General features: G+C 51.2%; 18 protein-coding genes and 1 pseudogene. 6 read left to right on the top strand and 13 right to left on the bottom strand.

Annotation, left to right across the window (positions count from 1 at the left end; genetic code table 11):
• Window positions 1–37 precede the first annotated feature (37 nt).
• Both GZ59_RS10100 and yebS read right to left on the bottom strand, forming a co-directional pair.
• Window positions 38–2,680, bottom strand: a complete 2,643-nt coding sequence (locus GZ59_RS10100) for a PqiB family protein (RefSeq protein WP_011094013.1) — start codon at window positions 2,678–2,680, stop codon at window positions 38–40.
• Window positions 2,681–2,682: 2 nt separating this feature from the next.
• A complete protein-coding gene (gene yebS, locus GZ59_RS10105; protein WP_011094012.1) occupies window positions 2,683–3,963 on the bottom strand; it encodes a membrane integrity lipid transport subunit YebS in 1,281 nt (426 codons plus the stop codon).
• Window positions 3,964–4,266: 303 nt separating this feature from the next.
• Here yebS and GZ59_RS10110 point away from each other — a divergent pair, with 303 nt between their 5' ends.
• From GZ59_RS10110 to prc, 3 genes are all read left to right on the top strand, one after another.
• Window positions 4,267–4,773 (top strand): GAF domain-containing protein, encoded by a 507-nt coding sequence (locus GZ59_RS10110; RefSeq protein ID WP_011094011.1) that lies wholly within the window; start codon window positions 4,267–4,269, stop codon window positions 4,771–4,773.
• 84 nt (window positions 4,774–4,857) lie between these two features.
• A complete protein-coding gene (gene proQ / locus GZ59_RS10115) occupies window positions 4,858–5,607 on the top strand; it encodes an RNA chaperone ProQ (protein ID WP_011094010.1) in 750 nt (249 codons plus the stop codon).
• Window positions 5,608–5,626: 19 nt separating this feature from the next.
• The gene (gene prc / locus GZ59_RS10120; protein ID WP_011094009.1) at window positions 5,627–7,642 is read left to right on the top strand and encodes a carboxy terminal-processing peptidase; all 2,016 of its coding nucleotides are present in this window, start codon (window positions 5,627–5,629) and stop codon (window positions 7,640–7,642) included.
• 241 nt (window positions 7,643–7,883) lie between these two features.
• Here the strand turns inward: prc and GZ59_RS10125 are convergent, their stop codons facing one another.
• The 3 genes and pseudogenes from GZ59_RS10125 to GZ59_RS22875 form a co-directional block, all read right to left on the bottom strand.
• Window positions 7,884–8,750, bottom strand: a complete 867-nt coding sequence (locus GZ59_RS10125; RefSeq protein WP_011094008.1) for an AraC family transcriptional regulator — start codon at window positions 8,748–8,750, stop codon at window positions 7,884–7,886.
• Complete coding sequence (locus tag GZ59_RS10130) at window positions 8,747–9,379, bottom strand: YbhB/YbcL family Raf kinase inhibitor-like protein (RefSeq protein WP_011094007.1); 633 nt, start codon at window positions 9,377–9,379, stop codon at window positions 8,747–8,749. Before GZ59_RS10130 ends, GZ59_RS10125 begins: the two co-directional genes overlap by 4 nt.
• Before the next feature lie 258 nt (window positions 9,380–9,637).
• Window positions 9,638–9,856, bottom strand: a pseudogene (locus GZ59_RS22875) (helix-turn-helix domain-containing protein); the annotation flags it as partial.
• 32 nt (window positions 9,857–9,888) lie between these two features.
• On the opposite strand from GZ59_RS22875, the gene GZ59_RS10135 reads away from it, so the two are divergent.
• Window positions 9,889–10,947, top strand: coding sequence for an MFS transporter (locus GZ59_RS10135; RefSeq protein WP_244167467.1), 1,059 nt, complete (start codon window positions 9,889–9,891; stop codon window positions 10,945–10,947).
• 182 nt (window positions 10,948–11,129) lie between these two features.
• On the top strand, window positions 11,130–11,666 hold the full coding sequence (locus GZ59_RS10140) for a methylated-DNA--[protein]-cysteine S-methyltransferase (protein WP_039291553.1): 537 nt from the start codon (window positions 11,130–11,132) through the stop codon (window positions 11,664–11,666).
• 67 nt (window positions 11,667–11,733) lie between these two features.
• On the opposite strand, the gene potD is transcribed toward GZ59_RS10140, so the two are convergent.
• The 4 genes from potD to potA form a co-directional block, all read right to left on the bottom strand.
• Window positions 11,734–12,777, bottom strand: a complete 1,044-nt coding sequence (gene potD / locus GZ59_RS10145) for a spermidine/putrescine ABC transporter substrate-binding protein PotD (RefSeq protein WP_039291556.1) — start codon at window positions 12,775–12,777, stop codon at window positions 11,734–11,736.
• Between the two features lie 90 nt (window positions 12,778–12,867).
• Complete coding sequence (potC, locus tag GZ59_RS10150) at window positions 12,868–13,644, bottom strand: spermidine/putrescine ABC transporter permease PotC (protein WP_011094002.1); 777 nt, start codon at window positions 13,642–13,644, stop codon at window positions 12,868–12,870.
• The gene (potB, locus tag GZ59_RS10155; protein ID WP_039291559.1) at window positions 13,641–14,501 is read right to left on the bottom strand and encodes a spermidine/putrescine ABC transporter permease PotB; all 861 of its coding nucleotides are present in this window, start codon (window positions 14,499–14,501) and stop codon (window positions 13,641–13,643) included. Before potB ends, potC begins: the two co-directional genes overlap by 4 nt.
• A complete protein-coding gene (gene potA / locus GZ59_RS10160; RefSeq protein ID WP_373365826.1) occupies window positions 14,485–15,642 on the bottom strand; it encodes a spermidine/putrescine ABC transporter ATP-binding protein PotA in 1,158 nt (385 codons plus the stop codon). Before potA ends, potB begins: the two co-directional genes overlap by 17 nt.
• A gap of 325 nt (window positions 15,643–15,967) precedes the next feature.
• Here potA and pepT point away from each other — a divergent pair, with 325 nt between their 5' ends.
• Complete coding sequence (gene pepT, locus GZ59_RS10165) at window positions 15,968–17,200, top strand: peptidase T (protein WP_039291564.1); 1,233 nt, start codon at window positions 15,968–15,970, stop codon at window positions 17,198–17,200.
• Between the two features lie 78 nt (window positions 17,201–17,278).
• Here the strand turns inward: pepT and GZ59_RS10170 are convergent, their stop codons facing one another.
• The 4 genes from GZ59_RS10170 to purB all read right to left on the bottom strand — a co-directional run bounded on the left by GZ59_RS10170 (window position 17,279) and on the right by purB (window position 22,316).
• The gene (locus GZ59_RS10170; RefSeq protein ID WP_039291567.1) at window positions 17,279–18,400 is read right to left on the bottom strand and encodes a ribosomal protein uL16 3-hydroxylase; all 1,122 of its coding nucleotides are present in this window, start codon (window positions 18,398–18,400) and stop codon (window positions 17,279–17,281) included.
• 136 nt (window positions 18,401–18,536) lie between these two features.
• Entirely contained in the window at window positions 18,537–19,991 is a 1,455-nt protein-coding gene (gene phoQ, locus GZ59_RS10175) for a two-component system sensor histidine kinase PhoQ (protein WP_039291572.1), read from the bottom strand.
• Window positions 19,988–20,677, bottom strand: coding sequence for a two-component system response regulator PhoP (gene phoP / locus GZ59_RS10180; RefSeq protein WP_039291574.1), 690 nt, complete (start codon window positions 20,675–20,677; stop codon window positions 19,988–19,990). Before phoP ends, phoQ begins: the two co-directional genes overlap by 4 nt.
• 268 nt (window positions 20,678–20,945) lie before the next feature.
• A complete protein-coding gene (gene purB, locus GZ59_RS10185) occupies window positions 20,946–22,316 on the bottom strand; it encodes an adenylosuccinate lyase (RefSeq protein WP_039291577.1) in 1,371 nt (456 codons plus the stop codon).
• Between the last annotated feature and the right edge of the window lie 90 nt (window positions 22,317–22,406).

The following is a 22,406-nucleotide window of genomic DNA, read 5'->3' on the forward strand; positions in this document are numbered from 1 at the left end:
ACAGGGCGGCAATCGCCGCCCTGATAGGTGATGAACGTTAATTATCCGAGATATTGGGGATCGCCGTACCCCATTGCCGCCACTCTTTAGGCTCTTCGTTCCTCAGCAGGAAATGTTTTCCTTCCTGTGCTTTGGGGGCGAGTGGCGTGCTGGGTGGCGTGGCAAAAGCGATACCGCCGCGAATGAACTGCTGGAAGGTTCCGCTCTTGATAACGCCGCCAACCAGTCCGAATTCCAGATTGTAGCCCGAAGCCTGCCAGAAGACGGAGTTATCGCGTACCAGATGCTGATAGCGTTTGCTGATGCGTAGCGACACGGCGATGCGATCCGACAAATTGCCCAACGACAGTCCGGTTACTGTACCCACCTCGATACCGCGGAACAGAACCGGTGTGCCGACCTGCAATGCTCCCGCTTCTGGCGCATCAACGCTGATATTCAGGCCGTCCTGATAGCGGGAGTCAGTGATAGTAGCCTGTTGCAGTTCAAAATTGCGCGTCACGCTGCCGTTGCCCGGCTCGACGTTGATATAAGGCTGGAATAGCGTTTCCAGATGATTCACTCCCGCCGCGGAAATTTCTGGGGTGACAACGGAAAAGCGCGTCCCAGATCGAGCGAAATTGCGCACATATTCAGGATAGAGCACGGCCTGCACCAGCACTTCGTTACGTTGTTCAGACAGCTTCAGCGAATCCAACTGGCCGATATCGATGCCCAAATAGCGGATCGGCATACCCGGTGCGAGTTTGCTGGCATCGTAGGTACGCAGAATGATCCGGCTCCCCACGGCGCGCGCGGCTGTTTCGGTGTTGTACAGAACGCGCTTACCGCCTTTAATTTCCGGTGCACCTTCCAGATTATCAAAACTGATCGCACCTTTAAGCGCGCGATTCAACGGAGAGGCCTGCACAGTCAGGCCCGAGGTGTTCAACTGCACGCGGGCCCCGCCTTCTGCCCAGAACACGCTGTTTTCCGTCAACAGTTTGCGGTGTTCAGGACGGATATAAACCTCGACCTCAAAGGTATTCGCTTTGGGGCGCACTCGCATGATTTCACCCACCTGGAATTTACGATACAGCACGATGGAACCGTCCTGAATATCCGGCAGGCTATCGGTCACCAAGGTGAGGGTAGGCGAGGGGGTGGAACCGCGAATGCCCTCTTCGGCTTTTTCAATATCGCTGAACAGCGGGTAACGTGCCTGAATCTCGCCCTTGCTGCCCGGCAACACCTGAATACCGCCGCTGACCCACTCTTGTGCGCTGGCACCCAGCACTTGAATCCCATCCAGTCCCATTTTCACATTCAGGCGGCTGTTAACGATGAATTTGCTGTCGCGATGCAATAGCTGACGATATCGCGGTTCGATCACCAAAATGAAGCTGACACCTTGCTCGTCCAACGTACGTTTCACTACCTGACCAACTTGCACGCCGTGCAACAGTACGGGCTGTCCGCTATCAATGCCGTAACTTTGTGCCGCTGTAAGCTGAATGGAGAGCGCACCGGGCTGGGTGAGCTGCTGTTGCGCGCTATCTAACACCTCGAAGTGCTGTCGTGGTTCGCCTTCCCCGGGGAGTAACGTCAGCGTTGGGCCGCTCAGCAGGCGTGACACATTCAGATCGCTGAGCGAAAGCTGGGGTTTGCTGAGTTCGATACGCGTGCCTTCCCGCATCAGCGAAATTACAGAGGGATCGATGATCAACTCTCCGCTGACCTTACCGCCGTCTGGATTCAGCGTGATTTTATTGAGCGTCCCGACTTCCAATCCTTGATACATCAGCGGAGTACGTCCTTCGGATAAGCTGTCGCCCGAAGGTAAATCTAGCGTGATTTTCACCCCGCGCTGGCTTTGTGCCAGATCGGGATAGAGGCGATAGGATTGCTCGGCACCGGCGTCTTCGCTCTCTTCCGGTGAATCGAATGCAACGGCACCGTTCACGAGCGCCGCCAGATTTTCCATCTCAATTTTTGCACCACTGACGCTGATGTCGGCATTAAAACCAGACACATTCCAGAAGCGACTATTTTTCTTCACCAAATGGGTGAAACGGCGTTCAACCAGCACGTCAATCATCACACCGCTGCGATCCTGAGAAACGGTATAGTCGTAGACTTTCCCCACCGGAATTTTACGGTAGTAAACCAGCGAGCCGGTATTCAGTGAACCCAAATCGTCCGCGTGGAGATGAATCAGTAATTCCCCAGTGTTAACGCGATATTTGGGCTGCGTATCCAGCGCGGAGAAGTGTTCTTGCGCCTCGCCGGAACCAGGCATCATACCGATGTAGTTGCCGCCCACCAGCGCATCTAATCCTGAAACGCCGGCGAGAGAGGCTTTCGGTGTAACCAGCCAGAACTGCGTACCGCTGCGCAACGCTTCCTTCATATCGCTTTTGATACTGGCTTCAACCTCTATCGTGCGTAGGTCGTCGCTTAGCTTGATATTTTGTACGGTGCCTACCTCTACCCCTTGGTAGCGTACGGGCGTACGTCCGGCGACAATACCGTCGGCGGAGACAAAATCAATGGTGACCGTCGCCCCGCGTTCCTGCTGATTGGTGTAAATCAGCCAGCCGGCAATCATCAGTGCAATGAGCGGCAGCAGCCAAAATGGCGACAGGCGACGCTTGTTTTTTACAGCAGCTTCGGTTGGTGTCCCGGACGTATTATCTTGCATTGTTATTCCACATCAGTGTTATCCCACATCAGCCGGCTATCCAGCCATTCGACTGCGAGGATAGTGAGAATCACCGCTGCGCCAAAATAAAAGGCAGCAGGCCCCATGGTAAAAGCGAGTAGTTGATCGCGGTTGACGAGCGACATCGTCAAAGCAATCACAAATAAATCGAGCATAGACCAGCGACCGATCCAACGGATAACGCGCAGCATCTTCATGCGCATCATTATGCTGCTTTCTGATCGGATATGAATACTTATCAGTAGCCCAAACAGCACAATAACTTTAGTAAACGGCACCAGAATACTGGCGATAAAGACCACCAGTGCGACCGGAACATTGCCTGATGCGAGTGAAAGGATGCCGGAAAAAATGGTGTCCTCCGTGCGTGCGCCATTGACATAAATAATCGATATCGGCAACAGGTTAGCGGGGAACAGTAAAATTATAGAGGCAATGAGCGCTGCCCAAGATTTTTGCAGACTTTGCCGCTGACGCAAGCGGAGCGGAATGTGGCAACGTGGGCAGCGTCCCTGATTGTCAGGTGAGCTGGTGAAATGGCAGGAAAGGCAGATTCGGTAGCGTTCTGGTGAAATCAATGGCCTCAGCCGTGGGTAAAACCGCTGCCAAAGCTGGTCGGTATTTAAGTGGATCAGCGTCAACAGGCTTAAGATCATCAATGCCAGAAAGGCGACCAGCCCGATCCCCACCTGAACATCCGCGAATTCACGGACTTTGATCGCGGCGACGGCCATACCAACCAGATAGATATCCAACATCATCCACTCTCTTAGCCGTTGCAACATGAGCAGGATGGGCCGCAGATTCATGCCGATTCGGGGAGCGAAAAACAGGTATAACAGCGAAAAAACTAATGTTAGCGGCGCGCCAACGGTACAAAAGGCGACCATACTTGCCGTGAGCGGGTGCCCCTGACGGGTGATTTGCCAAATGCCTTCGAACAGGCTGGCATTGATGGTAACACCCAGCAAACGAATGCTGATCAACGGTTCGGTAAAGGCAAACGGCATGAGCACTAGCATGGCGACGGCCATTGCAGCAAGTCGGGAAATGGTCCAGTCTCTGCCTGAACTGACTGTGGCATAGCAGCGTGGGCAGCTTGCTGTCTGGTTTCGCTTCAGCTGTGGCAGCGCAAAAAAAGCATCACATTCCGGGCAGCGATGGTAGCGATCTAAAGTAGACACGGCGCTTTTCACACCGCCGGTTAGCGGTGGTCGGGGAGAAGAAAACGGTGCAGGGCTGGATATATTATGTATTTTCATCTTTCCTGCGATCCGGTAGAAGGTGTCGACTCTGTTATTCCCGATGGATAACGTATTCACAGCTATTCAGTGTAACTGAAGGCTCACTGAATGATAAATTCATAAAAGGATATGATCTCTGCCCGATATTATTTTGCAGGTGGGAATAGCACGATATGCACGACAACGATACAGTAAGGCGAATGATTCTTCGCGCGAAGGCGTTAATCTTATGGCATTCTGTAATAGATGCTTATGCAGTCTGTGTGGGATTTTTCCGCACTGTTTTGAAAAGACAACGATATACTTTATGAATAAACAAGTATGAATAAACAAGAATTTTATCAGGACCTCATCCGCGATATGTCATCGCTTATCGCGGATGAAAACCGTTTTATTACGATTTTATCAAACAGTAGTGCGCTGCTGTTTGAGCGTTTGGATGGGGTTAACTGGGCAGGGTTTTACCTGTTGGATAACGACACGCTTTTCTTGGGACCATTTCAGGGCAAGGTTGCCTGTGTGCGTATTCCAGTTGGCAAAGGCGTATGCGGTGCGGCAATCGCTGAAAATCGCATTCAGCGCGTGGATGATGTTCATGCGTTCCCTGGTCATATTGCCTGTGATGCCGCGAGTAATGCTGAAATTGTGCTACCGCTTGTCGTTAACAGGCAGTTGATTGGCGTTCTGGATATTGACAGTACCCTTTATCAGCGTTTTGACGCGGATGATGAAGAAGGGCTGAAGGCCGTGGTGAGCGTACTTTGTGCTCAACTGGAAGCGAGCGATGTGATGACATTCATCAATTCTCTCACGTTGAGACAAGGTTAACGTGGCAATTGCCGATGGCGTCATTATAATGACGCCTGTTCATGCCTGCGCCGGTTGGCAAACCCGTTGTAATCAGGAAATTTCATGGAAAATCAACCTAAGTTGAACAGTAGTAAAGAAGTCATTGCCTTTTTGGCAGAGCGGTTCCCGCTTTGTTTCACCACTGAAGGTGAAACTCGTCCGTTAAAGATCGGTATTTTTCAAGATCTTGTTGAACGTGTACAGGAGTCCGATAACGTCAGTAAGACGCAATTGCGCTCTGCGCTGCGCCTTTACACATCAAGCTGGCGGTATCTGTACGGTGTAAAATTGGGTGCCCAACGTGTGGATCTGGACGGTAATCCGTGCGGTGAGTTGGAACAGCAGCATGTCGATCATGCCCGTAAGCAGTTGGAAGAAGCAAAAGCGCGAGTTCAGGCTCAGCGTGCTGAGCAACAGGCGAAAAAACGTGAAGCAGCCGGAGAAACGGCAGAAGCGGCACGCACCCCTCGTCCTGCTCAGAAGCGTGCGCCGCGCCGCGATGGTTCAAACGATGCATCTCGAAACCATGCATCTAGAAACAATACGCCGCGTAAACCTTCTTCCGGCCAATCGCAGTCCTCTTCTCAACAACCAGCGAACGCTCAACCGCGTCAGGCTAAGCCTGTCAGCAATGAACGTCAGCGGGTTGCGGTTACGGATGTTTCCAAACTGCAAATCGGTCAGGAAATCAAAGTCAGAGCCGGCAAAGACGCCATGGATGCCACCGTGCTTGAAATTGCCAAAGGCGAAGTCAGAGTACAATTGGCTTCTGGACTGGCAATGATTGTACGCGCAGAACACTTGCAGTTCTGATACGGAGGCCAACCTGGGCATGAACAACTTAATCAGAATAACCGCCATTGCAGGTTTACTGCTGGCGGGCTCTAGTTTTGCAAATGAAAACATTACGCGTGTTGAGCAGATCCCTCAGCTACATCAGGAGCCTCAACATGCTACCGTTAGCGACAGGGTGGCCTCACGTTTCCTGCGTTCGCATTATCGTCAGTTTATGTTGGATGCGCAGTTCTCCGAGAAAATTTTTAACCGCTACCTCAACATGTTGGACTACAGCCACAACGTGCTGTTGGCCTCTGATGTGGCGCAATTTTCCGGGCAAAAAGCCCAGTTGGGCGACGCGCTGAAATCTGGGCAACTGGATATTCCGTACGCGTTGTACAATCTGGCGCAGAAACGCCGGTTTGAGCGTTTTCAATATGCACTGTCGCTGCTGGATAAACCGGTAGATTTGACGGGCAATGACACGTTTGAACTCGATCGCAGCAAAGCTCCTTGGCCGCAGAACGCGGGCGAACTTAACCGCCTGTGGGATGCCAAGGTAAAATATGACTGGCTCAGCCTAAAGCTGACCGGTAAAGATGATAAAGACATCAAAGAGACGCTGACCAAGCGTTATCAGTTTGCGATTCGCCGTTTGGCGCAGAGCAACAGCGAAGATGTTTTCCAACTCGTCATGAACGCCTTTGCGCGTGAAATTGACCCGCATACTAGCTACCTGTCACCGCGTAACACCGAACAATTCAATACCGAAATGAGCCTGTCGCTCGAAGGGATTGGTGCGGTGCTGCAGATGGATGACGACTACACCATGATTAATTCCATGGTGCCAGGCGGTCCGGCAGCGAAGAGCAAAAACATTACCGTTGGTGACCGTGTGGTTGGCGTAGGCCAAAGCGGCAAACCGATGGTGGATGTTATCGGCTGGCGTCTGGATGATGTGGTCGCGCTGATCAAAGGGCCGAAAGGCAGTAAGGTGCGTCTGGAAATTCTGCCCGCAGGCAAAGGGACGAAAACCCGTATTATCACGCTGACGCGCGAACGTATTCGTCTTGAAGACCGTGCGGTTAAAATGTCTGTTAAGACGGTCGGTAAAGATAAAGTCGGCGTGTTGGATATCCCCGGCTTCTATGTCGGCCTGACGGATGACGTAAAAGTTCAGCTCCAGAAACTGGAAAAACAGAACGTCAGCAGTATCGTGATTGACTTACGGACTAACGGCGGCGGTGCGCTGACGGAAGCGGTAGGGCTTTCCGGTCTGTTTATCCCAAGCGGCCCCGTGGTTCAGGTACGTGATAATAATGGCAAGGTGCGCGAAGACAGCGACACTGACGGCATTGTGTATTACAAAGGCCCGCTGGTGGTGCTGGTAGACCGCTTCAGTGCTTCCGCTTCCGAGATTTTCGCGGCGGCGATGCAGGATTATGGTCGTGCACTGATCGTGGGTGAGCCGACGTTTGGTAAAGGCACCGTACAGCAGTATCGCTCGCTGAATCGGATTTACGATCAGATGCTGCGCCCTGACTGGCCTGCGCTGGGTTCCGTGCAATACACGATTCAGAAGTTCTATCGCATTGACGGCGGCAGTACTCAGATGAAAGGCGTGACGCCTGACGTGATGATGCCAACGGGCACCGAGACGGTAGATACCGGCGAGAAGTTCGAAGATAACGCGTTACCGTGGGACAGCATCAAAGCGGCCAACTACATCAAGAGCGGCGATCTGAAAGCGCTGATTAGCAAACTGAATGAGCATCATCAGGAGCGTATCGCCAAAGATCCTGAGTTCCAGTTTGTTGCGCAGGACATTGCCCGCTACAACGCGATGAAGGATAAACGCAACCTCGTGTCGCTCAATCTTGCTCAGCGTGAGAAAGAGAATGACGACGATGAGGCGATGCGTCTGAATCGGATTAACGATCGACTGGCGAGAGAAGGTAAGAAACCGCTCAAATCGCTGGAAGATTTGCCGAAAGATTATCAGGCTCCCGATCCTTATCTGGATGAAACGGTGAAAATCGCTAACGATTTGGCGCAAGACCAGAAAGAGTAATACGCCACGTTGTTATGATCATCTTTTGACCGTCCTCAAGCGCCCTGTTGGTTTATCTGACAGGGCGCTTTGTTTTATACCCAATAGATTTCGAGTCGCAGGAAGGCGGCAACCGCAGGAATCCCCAGGAACTTACTCAAGTAAGTGACTGGGGTGAGTAAGGGAAGCCAACACACCTGCAGCTTGAAAGATGACGGGTATAGATATTGCAGGATGGTGGCGCTACTCCGCCAAGAGTGGATTAACGAATCTTGGTAGGTGAACAGCCAAAACGGGTTTTAAATCGTTCGGAAAAACGAGCCGAGGATTTATACCCACAGGCCTCAGCCAGACGTTGCATATTCCATGACGTCGTCTGTACCAACATCATGGCGTGCTGCATTCGCGTCTCCAACAGTAGCAATTCAAAACGCGTTTGCTCAGCGGATAACCTCCGGCGTAGCGTGGCTTCGCTCATCGCCAGCAAACGGCCTGCAGACTGTGCGGTCCAGTGGCGTTCCGGTTCCTCACTGATCAGCGCACGTAGCTGGGTGGAAACGCCAGGCTGTGGCGGTGCGCCAAAGCGATATCCGCGTTCTGATAGCACCAGCAGCATATCCATCAGCCGGAGTTCGAGACGTGATTCATTGAGCTCGTTGCCTGTAATCCCTTCAACCAAATACTGCAATGTGCTGGTGAGTGCGCTATCCAGCGTGAGGGTAGTGAAGGGTTGAGGATGATGCGCTGATGAGGATTCATCAGGATAGCGGAGATAAAAACGCGCCAGAAGCGTGGGTGAAAACGTCAGGAAGATTGATCGAAAAACGGAGTCATAACCGCTGGGTATTTTCGTCAGATCGGCATTCGCATCAGGTGTAATCAGGCAAAGCTGAGACGGCGTGTCGACAGTCGTTGTTTTATTCTGTTCGATAATGGTCAATTGACCCGAAAGAACCAGCAGAAGCGTGGCCTCATAAAAATGAAAACGCGTTGTTTGCTGTGGTGTGCGCAGGTGAGGCTGTGCCAATGCGCACAGACCATACCGCTGTAGCGGCTGGCCTGATGGCAAACGCCAGTCCGCCTCTTCAATGAGAGACGGAGAAGCAGGGCGTAAAGCGGTCACGCTCATAACAATTGAGGATTCAGCGTATACAGTCCGGTAAGTTTCGCTTCTGCCAATACTGGCGCGTTAGCCAGCGCGGCATGGACATTCGCCCCGTTAATCTCACCCTCTATCGCTAAAGACGGCGTCGCGAGAGCGTACAGTGTGAAAATGTAGTGATGGACGAGCGCATCGTTCCACGGCGGGCACGGGCCATCATAGCCATAGTAGGTGCCTTTCATCTGTTCGTCGGTGGCGAACCAAACGGTGTAATCGTTGACGCCGTGTCGGAGCTCTGTTGGGGCATCTGGACCTGCTTTTCCGCGCGGAGTAATGCTATCGGAATGCGAAGCGGCGGCGATCTCGCTGACGCTGGCTGGAATATCCAGCAACAGCCAATGGTAGAAATCAACACGGGGCAGAGAGGCGCTAACCTCGCGGCCTTCCTGATTCACATCATCACCGCGGCTGGGTACATCTGGGTCGTGACAGATCAACACGAAAGACTGTGTCCCTTCGGGAGCGCCGTGCCAGGCAAGGTGGGGATTGTGGTTAGAGGACAGCGAAATGTGATTGGTTGCATCCGGAATGGCAAAAGCAAATTCGCCTGGGATATTTTCGCCGTCCTGAAAACTATGGCTGGAGAGGTGTAGCATGGTGGTGATCCTTATCGTAATCCTTATGAGTGTTGGATCATTATAGAAGAAGCTGCGCGTAATTATTTTCCTAATACCGTCAGGATAATGCTTTTAGCTGTCAATATGATGGTTTTAGGTGCGAAAACTTGCCAGGTGATGTTAAAGAAATGACGTCAGATAGGGACAAACAGGGGGCTGACAAAACCCGTCGAGCGGTCATACGGATACGCTAAACGAGCGTTCAAGCCGCCTGTACACGTTAGCGCATGAACTACGTCACTTATCACTGTGAGTGTCAGACAACCCTGAAAAACAGGAAGGAGTCTGACCCGTCACTGTGCGAAATGCGGCAACGAAAGAAGATGGGCATGAAAAACCCAGTTTATAGGCCACATGTTTGACTGGCATACCGTTAGAAAGCAGGTCCATGGACACAAAAATCCGCGCCCGCTGCTTCCAGATACGAAAACTGCATCCGGTATCCGATGCTAAAAGAAAATTTCACGCTGTCATACGCACAAATCGGCATGATTGCGCTGGTTTACCAAATCACGGCCTCCCTTCTTCAACCCTGGGTTGGTTTATATACTGACAAACGTCCTAAACCCTATCTTTTACCGGCAGGGATGGTTGTTACGTTTCTGGGTATCGGCTTGTTGGCAATAGCTGACAGCTTTACCTTGTTACTCATCTCTGCGGCGTTAGTTGGTGTGGGTTCATCCACATTTCACCCTGAGGCTTCACGGGTTGCCCGAATGGCTTCCGGTGGGAAGTTTGGCACAGCTCAGTCAGTTTTTCAGGTTGGGGGAAATGCTGGCACCGCATTCGGTCCTTTGATCGCCGCACTATTGATACTTCCCCACGGGCAAATGTCAGTCGCGTGGTTGATGATCATTGCGCTCATTGCCATCGTTATTTTGACTCGCATAAGCCGTTGGACTATCGCTCACGGACATGCGCAGAGCAAAAAACACGATAGCCTCAGTGGTGAAAAGTTACCCCGAGACAAAGTCATTCTTGCCGTTGCGATTGTCAGTATTTTGATGCTGACGAAGTTCACCTATATCGCCTCCATCAGCAATTACTATACATTTTACCTGATTCAACGCTTTGATATTACCTTACGCGACGCACAGTTCTGCCTGTTTGCTTTCCTTGCAGCCGTAGCTATTGGAACGTTTGCGGGTGGACCGGTTGGCGATCGTATTGGTCGCAAGGCGGTGATCTGGATATCATTTTTAGGGGTTATTCCGTTCGCTCCGATCCTGCCGCATGCAAATTTTTTCTGGACCGTCACGCTAACACTCATCATTGGTTTTGTACTGTCTTCTGCGTTTGCTGCACTTGTGGTATACGCACAAGAAGTTGTGCCAGGAAGAACGGGCGTGGTGGCTGGAATTATGTTCGGCACCATGTTTGGTGTGGGCGGAATTGCCGCCGCCGGTTTAGGTAAGTTGGCAGATATCTATGGAATTGTGTCTGTTTATGATGCCTGTGGTTATCTTCCGTTGCTTGGACTAGCCACTTTGTTGATGCCGGATTCGCGCAAAAAATCAAAATCGCTGCCGCTGAACAATCTGTCTTGATATTTATAAGTCATTTATTGTAAGGGTGATTCGCTTTTGCATGACTGGTGAGTGCATCAGTGTTGTTAGATCTGTCACTATTTCATCACAGAAAGTCTTTGCGTTGTTTCTACCCAAAGTCACAGATAGCCAATACTTAGGATATTTGTTAAGACATTTCACCCAACAAAAAGGGGCACAATATGTTTTTCAGTCAGTATGATTCTCCAATGGGGGAAATTACGATAGCCGCCGATGGGAAAAACTTGACCGGACTCTGGTTTGTCGGTCAAAAATATTATGCCCAGTCCCTTCAAGTCGAACTGTCGATAGGCTCCGAACTTCCGCTTTTTTCTGCCATTAGACGATGGTTAGATGCTTATTTCTCTGGCCATAACCCTTCCCTCGATGCTCTGCCATTGGCACCAAGCGGCAGTGATTTTCGACTGGCTGTTTGGCAACGATTATGTCAGATCCCGTATGGTGAATATGTTACATACGGAACCGTAGCCAAAGATGTTGCGGCTGTTATGGGTAAAACCAGCATGTCAGCGCAGGCTACCGGTGGGGCGGTTGGTCACAACCCAATATCTATTATCATTCCTTGCCACCGGGTCATAGGCACCAATAACAGCTTGACCGGGTATGCTGGAGGTATCGCAAAAAAAATTCAGCTACTTGAACTAGAAGGTGTTAACACCGTGAATATGAGCGTCCCTATCAAAGGGACGGCTTTATGATAATAATCGTCTCTAGCCGATCGGATAAAGAAGCAGCATTGCTATCGCGTGACACGGTATCTCGCGATTAACGCCCGGCTTTTAGCTGCTGAAAATAGGTTTCATACAACGTGCTGGCGCTGCCAACGTCGTTCTGCCATTCGCCTTTGGCGATGGTTTCATCATCTGGGTACAGTGTTTTGTCACTTGAAACCTCCGGTGGCAGTAATTTTTTCGCCGCCAGATTCGGCGTCGGATAGCCGATGGTTTCTGCAACCTGCGCTGCCACTTCTGGGCGCAGTAGGAAGTCGATCAGCTTCATCGCACCGTCAACGTTTTTGGCGTTGGCCGGAATAGCCAGGCTGTCCATCCAGAAGATACCGCCTTCTTTTGGCCAGATGACATCCAGCGGTGTGCCGGCCTGACGTGCCACGTAGGCAGAACCGTTCCACACCATACCCAGATTAACCTCACCCTCAATGAACGGGTTACCAGGGTTATCCGAATTGAACGTCAGCACGTTCGGCATCAAGGTTTGTAGCGCTTTATAGGCCGCCTCAATCTCTTTGGGGTCGGTGGTGTTCGCTGAGTAACCCAACTTACGCAGGGCAATTTGGAACACTTCACGTGCATCGTCCGTCAGCAGGAGACTGTCTTTGTATTTCTTGTCCCACAGATTGGCCCAACCGGTGACGCTAGCAGGGTCAATCACTTCATGATTAATGCCAATCGCCGTTGCGCCCCAGATATAGGGAATCGAGTAATCGTTGTTCGGATCGAAAGATTTGTGCAGCAGGTTCGGATCGAGATTATGGAAGTTGCTGAGCTTGCTGGTATCAATCTTTTGCAGCATGCCTTCTTTGCTCATCTTGGAGATGAAATAGGTCGACGGCACGACTAAATCGTAGGCACTGTCTTTATAGGTTTTCAGCTTGGCGTACATGCTCTCGTTGGATTCATAGGTGGAGTAAATCACCTTGATTCCCGTTTCTTTAGTGAACTGCTCCAACAGGCCCGGCGGCACGTATTCGGTCCAGTTATAGAAATAGAGCGTTTTCCCGTCGTTGGCATTGGCGGTACTGATACCAAACATCATCGCGCAGGCTGCCAGTAGGTGTGGCCACTTTTTCATTATGTTTACCTCCTTATTAGTCCCAAAGAAAATACCTGCCTGATGCCGACAGGTATGAAAATAACGGTATTTATCGTGCGAGCTGCAATCTTATTTTCCGGTGCGGTCGCGTAAAATTAGCTGGCTACTGAGCACCAACACGAGCGACAGAATCAGCAGGATCGTCGCCAGCGCATTGACTTCCGGAGATACGCCGACCTTTACCATCGAGTAAATCTTCAAGGGCAGAATTTCATACGCGGGCCCGGTGACAAACGAAGAAACCACCACGTCATCCATCGACAGCGTAAAGCTGAGCAACCAACTGGCCGCTACCGCTGGCATCGCCAGTGGCAGAATGATCTTGCGCAGAATAATCACTTCGCTGGCACCCAAATCGCGCGCGGCTTCCAGCATCCGTACGTCAAACCCTTTCAGACGCGAGTAGACGGTCACCACCACAAACGGCAGGCAGAACGTGATGTGGGAAAACAGCAGCGACCAGAACCCGAGCGATATGCCCAGCAGCATGAAGAGCACCAGCAGGGAGATTGCCATCACGATATCCGGCGACATCATCACCACGAACAGCATGCCGCCGACAAAAGGCTTGCCGCGAAAGCGGTAGCGATACAGTGCGACAGCCGTCAGGGAGCCAATCAGCGTGGCAAACGTCGCGGAAAACACAGCCATCGTCAGCGAGTGCTGTGCGGCCTGAAGCAAGCTGTCGTTATTCATCAACAGCCGATACCAATCCAGCGTAAATCCTTGCCAATTGATACCGAAACGCGCCTGATTAAACGAATTCACGATCAGAATAATGATCGGAATGTACAGGTAAGCGTAAATGATGGACATAAATCCACCGCGGATTAAGCGTCCAGTCATTCCAGCTCTCCCTTTTTATTCAGCAGGCGGGCCGTGCGGTAGTAGATAAACAGCAGTATACCCATGACCAACGTCAGGCAGATGCTGGTGGCGGCACCAAACGGCCAATCGCGGATATTAAGAAACTGGCTTTTGATGACGTTACCGATCAGCAAATTCTTGGCACCGCCCATCAGGTCGGCCACGAAGAACAGCCCCATTGCGGGCAGCAGCACCAGTAGACATCCAGCGATAATCCCCGGCATGGTCAGCGGGATCACCACACGAATAAAGGTTTGCCATTTATTGGCACCCAGATCGCGGGCGGCTTCAAGGTAGGCTTTATCGAGCTTTTCAATACTGGAGTAGAGTGGCAGCACCATGAAAGGCAGCAGGATATAAATCAGACCGAGAATCACTGCCTCTGAGGTGTACATAATCCGCAACGGCGTATCGATAAGGCCGATCCAGAGCAGGAATTCATTCAGATGGCCGCGTGTACTGAGGAAAATTTTCAGCCCGTAAATGCGGATCAGTGAGTTAGTCCAAAACGGCACAATCAGCAGAAACAGCATCAGTGGCTGAATTTTTTTCGGTAAGCGCGCCAGAATAAAGGCAAACGGATAGCCTAGCAGCAGACAGCAGAGCGTGGCGATAACGGCCATATTCAGCGAATGCAGTAGGACTGAAGCATAAAGTGGATCGGCCAGTCGCGTATAGTTTTCGAGCGTAAAGACCAGACTGACGAAATGGGTGTCATCGCGCGTCAGAAAACTGGTTCCGATGATCATCAGATTGGGCAGGAAAACAAACAACACCAGCCAGGCAACGATGAGTGTGATAATGATATTTTGAAAGCGTTTACGCGACGTCTTCATCGTGCAGGACTACCTCCCAACTTTCCACCCAGGTAACGTCCACTTTCTGGTTGAGTGAATGATCGAAGTCGGGATCGTCTTCGTTAAAGAACTCGCTGACCATGACCATTTTGCCGTTTTCCAACTCGATATTGGATTCCAGCGTCATACCTTTATAGTTGCGCTCGCGCACGTAGCCAACCATCCCTTCTGCCTGCATGCCATCGCCAAGCTCTTCAACGCGTAAATCTTCCGGCCGCAGCAGCACGTTGAGGTGTTGGCCGATGTTGACCAAAAAGCTGACGGTGATAACACATTCGTGGCCTTCGACCAGAGCGCGCACTCGCTGTGCGTCCAACTGTTCCAGTACGATGGCATCAAAAATATTGATTTCACCGATAAAACTGGCGACGAATAGATTTTTCGGTTCTTCGTAGATTTCACGCGGCGTGCCGTCTTGCTCGATGCGGCCATCACGCATCACCACGATGCGGTCGGACATGGTCAGGGCTTCTTCCTGATCGTGCGTGACGAAAATAAAGGTAATGCCCAGCTTACGTTGCAGCGCTTTCAACTCGTTCTGCATCTGTTTACGCAGCTTATAATCGAGTGCGGACAGAGACTCATCCAGCAGCAGAACCTTTGGCTGGTTGACGACGGCGCGGGCGATAGCGACGCGTTGTTGCTGGCCGCCGGATAATTGGTGTGGGCGCCGTTGCGCCAGCTCGTCCAACTGCACCATTTTTAGCGCTTCAATCACGCGCGGAGTCATTTCTGCGGCGGGTGTTTTCTGCATACGCAGACCAAATGCTACGTTTTCAAACACGCTGAGATGAGGGAACAATGCGTAACTTTGGAATACGGTATTAACGTGCCGCTGCTCGGCGGGCTGGTGGGTAATATCCTGCTTTTCCAGCATGATATTGCCGCTATCGACTGTTTCCAGACCGGCAATCAGACGCAGTACGGTGGTTTTTCCGCAGCCGGATGGCCCGAGGATCGTCAGGAACTCACCGTTATTAATAGTGAGATTAAAATGCGAAATGATGTCTTTGCCATCAAAGCCTTTATGGACGTTGAGCAATTCAACGACCGGCACAGTCAGGGAGTTTTCTTTCATTAAGGTATAGCTCTGCTTCCTGATTTGGCAGATCAACGGCATCTCCGTTGCGATCGTGCCAAGGGTTATCACCTTTCAGCTAGCGTGTGCGGTTAAGGGCTGCATTTTACGGGAAACGCTGCCTAACGCCAACTTGTGTGGCCCGACTTCCCGTAAATGGATTCGTGAATGGCGGTGACTAGGTCAATGAATTAGCGCACATGTTTCCTGATTGTTACCTGATTTGGGCACACTTCGTGACGCTGTCGCCGCTTTTTGCTCTGAATTCTGGTCCTATGGTTTGTTAAATCGGGAAAAAACTGACCTGACGCAATATCTGCCGTGGTAGCCCTATCCATAATGCCTTTCAGGGTTCAGGGGGCATAAGATGGATAAATTACTCGACAGATTTTTAAACTACGTTTCGTTTGATACACAATCTAAATCCGGTGTTCGGCAGGTGCCGAGTACCGACGGCCAGTTGAAACTGGCGCGTGTGTTGCAGCAGGAACTGCTCGAACTGGGATTTGAACAGATAGTACTAAGCAAGCAGGGTTGCTTGACGGCGACGCTTCCGTCGAACGTTGCCTGGTCAGTACCCGCCATCGGTTTTATTTCACATATGGATACATCGCCGGACTTTAGCGGCAAAAATGTTAATCCACAGATTTTGGAAAACTATCGCGGCGGCGACATTGCCTTGGGCGTGGGAGATGAAGTGCTGTCGCCTGTGATGTTCCCGGTGCTGCACCAGCTACTGGGGCACACGCTGATTACGACAGACGGCAAAACGCTGCTGGGGGCGGATGATAAAGCAGGGATCGCGGAAATTATTACCGCACTGGTGCGCCTGAAAAAGAGTCAACTGCCGCACGGGGATGTTCGCATTGCCTTTACGCCTGATGAAGAAATTGGCAAGGGCGCGCAGTTTTTTGATGTCAAAGCGTTTAACGCCCAGTGGGCTTACACCGTAGACGGCGGTGGCGTCGGCGAACTGGAGTATGAGAATTTTAATGCCGCGTCGGTTCAGGTGAAAATTGTCGGTAACAATGTACATCCTGGTAGCGCCAAAGGCGTGATGGTGAACGCGTTGACGCTGGCCTCTCGCTATCATCAGCATGTACCGGAGAGTGAATCACCGGAGCAGACGGAAGGCTATCAGGGTTTTTACCATCTTCACAGCATGAAAGGCTCTGTGGAGCGGGCTGACCTGCACTATATCGTCCGGGATTTTGACCGCAACGGCTTTGAACAGCGTAAACAGACAATGCTGGATATAGCAGAAAAGGTCGGCGCGGGGCTGCATCCGGATTGCTACATTGAAGTCACGATTACCGATACCTACTACAACATGCGTGAGCAGGTTGAGCAGCATCCGCACATTATCGCGTTGGCACAGCAGGCGATGCGGGATTGCAACATTGAACCAAACATGAAACCGATTCGCGGTGGTACTGACGGCGCGCACCTGTCATTTCAGGGATTACCGTGCCCGAATCTGTTTACCGGTGGCTACAACTATCATGGTAAACATGAATTTGTCACGCTGGAAGGGATGGAAAAGGCTGTGTCTGTGATTATGCGGATTGCAGAGTTGACGGCGCTGCGTGCGAAGCCGTAAGCGAGTCCATTTTGCAGATATGAGTAAGGCGGGAAATTCCCGCCTTATCTTTGTGCGAACGATTAGCTTGGTCTGTTTTTAATCTGCGAAATACCAGTAACCGCTGTTAATCAGTATCGTGAGCTGTGCGAGGAAAGAAGGATCTTCTAACGCGTCACCCAGTCGCTCTGCATCAATGGCGGGGTGCTCAGCCAACGCAAACAGCGCAGCCTTGTGCGTACTGTTCACTTTCTCCCCGTTAACAAAGCAGCCATCCCCAACGCAGATGACACGCAGCCCGCCTAAACGGCGCAGTGGTTCACCCTGTTGCAGATACTCATACACTTCGCCAGCCTGATAAGGCGGTTCCGGCGGAGAGAGGTCAAGCTCATGACGAGACTGGGAAATAAATTCACCAAACCAGTTCTGGAAATGTTCCGGTTGCTGCACCAGCTCCAGCATCATTTTTTGCAACGCATCCAGCTCTTGCGGTAGCACGCTGGCAATATGCTCACGGGATGGGATATTGGGATCGCTGTAGCGATAGCTGCCGAGTTCGCGGGAAAGCACATAATCCGCAAAGCCGCTAACCAGTTCGCGAGCGTTTGGTGCCCGGAAACCCACTGAGTAGTTCAGCGAATTCTCTAGCGAATAGCCTTCGTGTGGGAAGCCCGGTGGAATATACACGATATCACCCGGTTCCAGCTCTTCATCAATAATGGCTTCAAACGGGTCGACTTGAAGCAGGTCTGGATGCGGACAGTGCTGCTTCATTGGTATTTTTTCACCGACACGCCAGCGGCGACGTCCCGTTCCCTGAATGATGAAAACATCATACTGATCCAGATGTGGCCCTACGCCACCACCGGGAACGGAAAACGAAATCATCAAATCATCAGTACGCCAGTCTGGCAACTGTCGAAACGGCTGCATCAAGGCGGAAGAGGGTTCATGCCAGTGATCGACTGCCTGTACTAACAGCGACCAGTTGCTTTCACCCAGATGGTCGTAGCTCTCGAAAGGACCATGGCTCACCTGCCAGCGTCCGTTCTGATGGCTGACTAGTCGGCTATCAACCTCGTTTTCCAACGCCAAACCCGCAAGTTCGTCGGGCGAAATCGGATCGATAAAATGAGTGAAGCCGCCTTTAATCAGGAGCGGACGTTTTTGCCAGTAGTTCGCTAAAAAATCCTGCCAGTCGAGATTAAGCTGATAGTCCATACTGTTTTCCAGAAATTAGTTTTTTGAGGAAATGACTGTTCTTGAAGACATGAATTTTCTTAAAGTAATCCGTATTTTAAAACAATCCGCATTTTGGCACTAAGTATAGCGGAAGCATCGCTCGCTGTACGGCCTTTCACCCCTCGTTCTGGCTAAGGTTCTGGCGGGAGAAAATGGCTTCGACTCGGGCTCCACCCAGTGCGCTGTCGCTGATGAGTATCTCACCCTGATACTGCTCGATAATTTCGACGGCAACGGCGAGGCCAATACCTTGTCCGGGGCGCATTCGGTCGGCGCGTTGCCCACGCAGGAAGATCATTTCGCGCTTGCTTTCGAGAATGCCGGGGCCGTCGTCATCGATAATCAGATGCAGCTTGTGATCGGAATATTGCACGCTGATTTCGACAAATTCCAGGCAGTACTTGCAGGCGTTATCAAGGATATTGCCCAGTACTTCCATGAAATCATTCTTCTCGCCCACGAAGGTCAGCTCGGGCGGAATATCGAGCGTCAATACCACGCCCTTGCGCTGATACACCTTATTTAATGCTGAACACAGGCCATCCAGCAGCGCTGGAACCGAGTGTACTTCACGTATCAGAAGGTTATGTTCTGAGCGCACGCTGGCGCGATGCAGGTAATAGCCAATCTGCTGTGAGATGCGGCTGATCTGCGCCAGCATGATCGGCTCAGCCTGATCGATAGTGATCTCTTTGCCGGTACGCAGCGCGCGTAATGTGGTCTGCAAGACCGCCAACGGCGTTTTCAGGCTGTGGGTGAGGTCGGTGAGCGTCGTGCGGTACTTATGGTAGCGCTGGCGTTCGTTATTCAGCAGAATATTCAGGTTTTTCACCAGGCTAAATAATTCACGCGGCGGATTTTCATCCAATTGATCGCGAGTGCCTTTCTCTAGTTCAGCAATTTGTTTTACCAGATGCTGAATAGGGCGCAGGCTCCAGTGAGCGCCAAGCCAAAGTAAGGGAAGCACCAGAAGAAGGTTGGCGATCAAAACATAGCTGAACCATTCCCACACCACGTCCTCCTGTTGCAATTCCTGCGGGATACGGTCGACGACGACAATGGTGATGGAGGGAAGATGCTCGGTCTTCGGATAAACGTTCACGGCGATGGAATGAGTTAGCGCATTGCTATGCGCGCCATTCAGAGCCCGTAGGCTGCTCAGTAATAAGGTGTTGCCCGTTAATACCGCGCTGCTGGTATCGGTGTCGGTATCCAATTCGTGATAGGCGGTCTTGCTCAGCCACTCTGGTTTTATCAGTGCTTCCAGCTCGGGAACGTGCTTTTCGCGCCAGAGTACGTTGCCATTCTCATCGTATATCAACACCAGCGTGGGGAAATTGATGTCAACATCGGGAGGGGTGACGATATTCAGCTGATTATCGCGCCACTGCGCAAGGCTGTAGTAAAGGTTACTTTCGCCACGCAGTAGGCGGAATGAGGTTTTATCAAAGTTGACGCTGTAGCCGATAATAGCGACAACGCCATAGGCCAACGACAGCGCTAACACGATGGCCGCTGTCGCGAGTAGAAAACGAATGCGAAGCGAGAAGGGCAGCTTCTTATCACTCATGCCGGGCCTGAGGGCGTATCAATATCAAAGCGATATCCTTGTCCGCGTACGGTAGTAATCACATCCGGCGCTTCAGCCTGTTGGATTTTCTTGCGTAACCGTCCCATTAGTACATCAATGGTGTGGCTTTCCCGCAGCTCCGCATCCGGGTACAGCTGTAGCATCAGCGACTCTTTGCTGACGACTTTACCTTTGTTGCGAATTAACGTCTCGATAATCGTGTATTCAAACGCTGTCAGCTTGATCGGAGTGCTATTGATCATCAGTTCGCGGCGTGACAAATCGATCTCGAAGGGCGGTAGGCTGATAATTTGCGACGCCAAACCACTGTTGCGTCGCATCAGCGCCTGCAAGCGCGCCACAACTTCTTCCATATGGAATGGTTTGGTCACGTAATCGTCCGCACCCGCTTCCAGTACGGCCACTTTGTCCTGCCAGCCTTCACGGGCAGTCAGCACCAGAATAGGAAGTTTGACCTGATGCGCGCGCCAGCGACGAATCATGCTCATGCCGTCTTCATCGGGCAATCCGAGGTCGACAATCGCGATGTCCGGCATATTCTCATGCAGGAAATAATCCGCTTCTTTAGCGTCAGACGCCGCGTCAACCTGATGTCCCATTTCGTTCATCTGAACGGTTAAATGATGGCGTAGTAATACATTATCTTCAACGACCAGAATCCGCATCGTTATACCCTCTGTCGAATAGAAATGGTTATTGCAACGAACTTATGCACCATGTCTTTCACGTATTTCGCCTCCGCGTATCATAATTGTACACGGGACAAATAGTTTATTTTATTTGCTAAATTATCCACAGGAAGGGTAAACCGAGTGTAAACAGGCTGGAAATGGTCATACTCGTCATACTTCGAGTTACATGCGTGTTGAGTGAGCGAGAAAACTGGCGGGCAGGGCGCCCGCCAGAGGGAGTACGAAATTTGTTTGAGAACGCTTATTTCAAGTCATCAACCATGGCGATAGCGCGGCCAATATAGTTGGCTGGCGTCATCGCCTTCAGACGCGTTTTTTCCGCTTCAGGTAATTCAAGACCATCGATGAATGCCTGAATGCCTGCCGCGTCAATGCGTTTGCCGCGCGTCAGTTCTTTCAGTTTTTCGTAAGGTTTTTCAATCCCGTAGCGGCGCATCACGGTCTGGATCGGTTCTGCTAACACTTCCCAGTTATGATCCAGTTCATCAGCCAGACGATCGCGGTTCACTTCCAGTTTGCTGATGCCTTTCATTGTGGCCTGATACGCAATCAGCGCATAGCCCACACCCACGCCCAGATTACGCAGCACGGTAGAGTCGGTGAGGTCGCGCTGCCAGCGAGAAACCGGCAGTTTGCTAGCCAGATGTGCCAGCACGGCGTTCGCCAGCCCCAGATTGCCTTCCGAGTTTTCGAAGTCAATTGGGTTAACTTTATGTGGCATGGTGGAGGAACCGATTTCGCCCGCAATGGTTTTTTGTTTGAAGTGATTCAGTGCGATGTAGCCCCAAATATCACGGTCAAAGTCGATCAAAATGGTGTTGAAACGCGCGATGCAGTCGAACAGTTCGGCGATGTAGTCGTGCGGTTCGATCTGTGTGGTGTACGGGTTCCAGTTGATGCCCAGCGAGGTGACAAAGTTTTCGCTGAACTGGTGCCAGTCCACTTCTGGGTAGGCAGCCAGATGGGCATTATAGTTGCCGACGGCACCATTAATTTTACCCAGAATTTCAACCTGTTGCAGTTGACGATATTGGCGCTCCATACGGTAAGCCACGTTGGCGAATTCTTTACCGATGGTGGATGGTGTAGCGGGCTGACCGTGTGTACGGGAAAGCAGCGGGATATCGCGATATTCCTGTGCCCGCGTTTTCAGGGCATCAATAATTTGACGCCAGTGGGGCAGAATGACGTCGCGGCGAGCAGTATCCAGCATCAGCGCGTGAGACAGGTTGTTGATGTCTTCTGAAGTACAGGCGAAGTGAATGAATTCGTTAACAGCATGCAATGCTGGAATAGCGGCGACTTTCTCTTTCAGAAAATATTCAACGGCTTTCACATCGTGGTTGGTCGTACGCTCGATAGTTTTAATGCGTGCCGCATCTTCTTCGCTGAATTCGGCGACAATTTTATCAAGGAAAGCGTTTGCGTCAGCGTCAAATACAGGAACTTCCTGGATCTCTGCACAGGCTGCCAATTTTTGCAGCCAACGTACTTCAACCTGCACACGGAATTTCAGCAAACCGAATTCGCTGAAAATGGTGCGCAATGTGCTGACTTTATCGCCGTAGCGTCCATCAATAGGGGAAACGGCGGTCAGTGAGGATAATTCCATCGCAAGCAACTCCTGAGATTGGTTTCAATAACAATTATTTTCAAGAATAATTAGTTTCAATAACAACTAGTTTCGATAGTAACTCGTTTC

The organism is Pectobacterium atrosepticum, from assembly GCF_000740965.1.
GTDB lineage: Bacteria > Pseudomonadota > Gammaproteobacteria > Enterobacterales > Enterobacteriaceae > Pectobacterium > Pectobacterium atrosepticum.

Excerpts from the sequence above, each read along its gene's own strand:
- potC (WP_011094002.1), bottom strand. The coding sequence starts at position 13,644 with ATGACTGGACGCTTAATCCGCGGTGGATTTATGTCCATCATTTACGCT.
- phoP (WP_039291574.1), bottom strand. The coding sequence starts at position 20,677 with ATGCGGATTCTGGTCGTTGAAGATAATGTATTACTACGCCATCATTTA.
- potB (WP_039291559.1), bottom strand. The coding sequence starts at position 14,501 with ATGAAGACGTCGCGTAAACGCTTTCAAAATATCATTATCACACTCATC.
- pepT (WP_039291564.1), top strand. The coding sequence starts at position 15,968 with ATGGATAAATTACTCGACAGATTTTTAAACTACGTTTCGTTTGATACA.
- GZ59_RS10135 (WP_244167467.1), top strand. The coding sequence starts at position 9,889 with ATGATTGCGCTGGTTTACCAAATCACGGCCTCCCTTCTTCAACCCTGG.
- yebS (WP_011094012.1), bottom strand. The coding sequence starts at position 3,963 with ATGAAAATACATAATATATCCAGCCCTGCACCGTTTTCTTCTCCCCGA.
- purB (WP_039291577.1), bottom strand. The coding sequence starts at position 22,316 with ATGGAATTATCCTCACTGACCGCCGTTTCCCCTATTGATGGACGCTAC.
- potD (WP_039291556.1), bottom strand. The coding sequence starts at position 12,777 with ATGAAAAAGTGGCCACACCTACTGGCAGCCTGCGCGATGATGTTTGGT.
- phoQ (WP_039291572.1), bottom strand. The coding sequence starts at position 19,991 with ATGAGTGATAAGAAGCTGCCCTTCTCGCTTCGCATTCGTTTTCTACTC.
- GZ59_RS10140 (WP_039291553.1), top strand. The coding sequence starts at position 11,130 with ATGTTTTTCAGTCAGTATGATTCTCCAATGGGGGAAATTACGATAGCC.
- potA (WP_373365826.1), bottom strand. The coding sequence starts at position 15,642 with ATGCCGTTGATCTGCCAAATCAGGAAGCAGAGCTATACCTTAATGAAA.
- GZ59_RS10125 (WP_011094008.1), bottom strand. The coding sequence starts at position 8,750 with ATGAGCGTGACCGCTTTACGCCCTGCTTCTCCGTCTCTCATTGAAGAG.
- prc (WP_011094009.1), top strand. The coding sequence starts at position 5,627 with ATGAACAACTTAATCAGAATAACCGCCATTGCAGGTTTACTGCTGGCG.
- GZ59_RS10130 (WP_011094007.1), bottom strand. The coding sequence starts at position 9,379 with ATGCTACACCTCTCCAGCCATAGTTTTCAGGACGGCGAAAATATCCCA.
- proQ (WP_011094010.1), top strand. The coding sequence starts at position 4,858 with ATGGAAAATCAACCTAAGTTGAACAGTAGTAAAGAAGTCATTGCCTTT.
- GZ59_RS10170 (WP_039291567.1), bottom strand. The coding sequence starts at position 18,400 with ATGGACTATCAGCTTAATCTCGACTGGCAGGATTTTTTAGCGAACTAC.
- GZ59_RS10100 (WP_011094013.1), bottom strand. The coding sequence starts at position 2,680 with ATGCAAGATAATACGTCCGGGACACCAACCGAAGCTGCTGTAAAAAAC.
- GZ59_RS10110 (WP_011094011.1), top strand. The coding sequence starts at position 4,267 with ATGAATAAACAAGAATTTTATCAGGACCTCATCCGCGATATGTCATCG.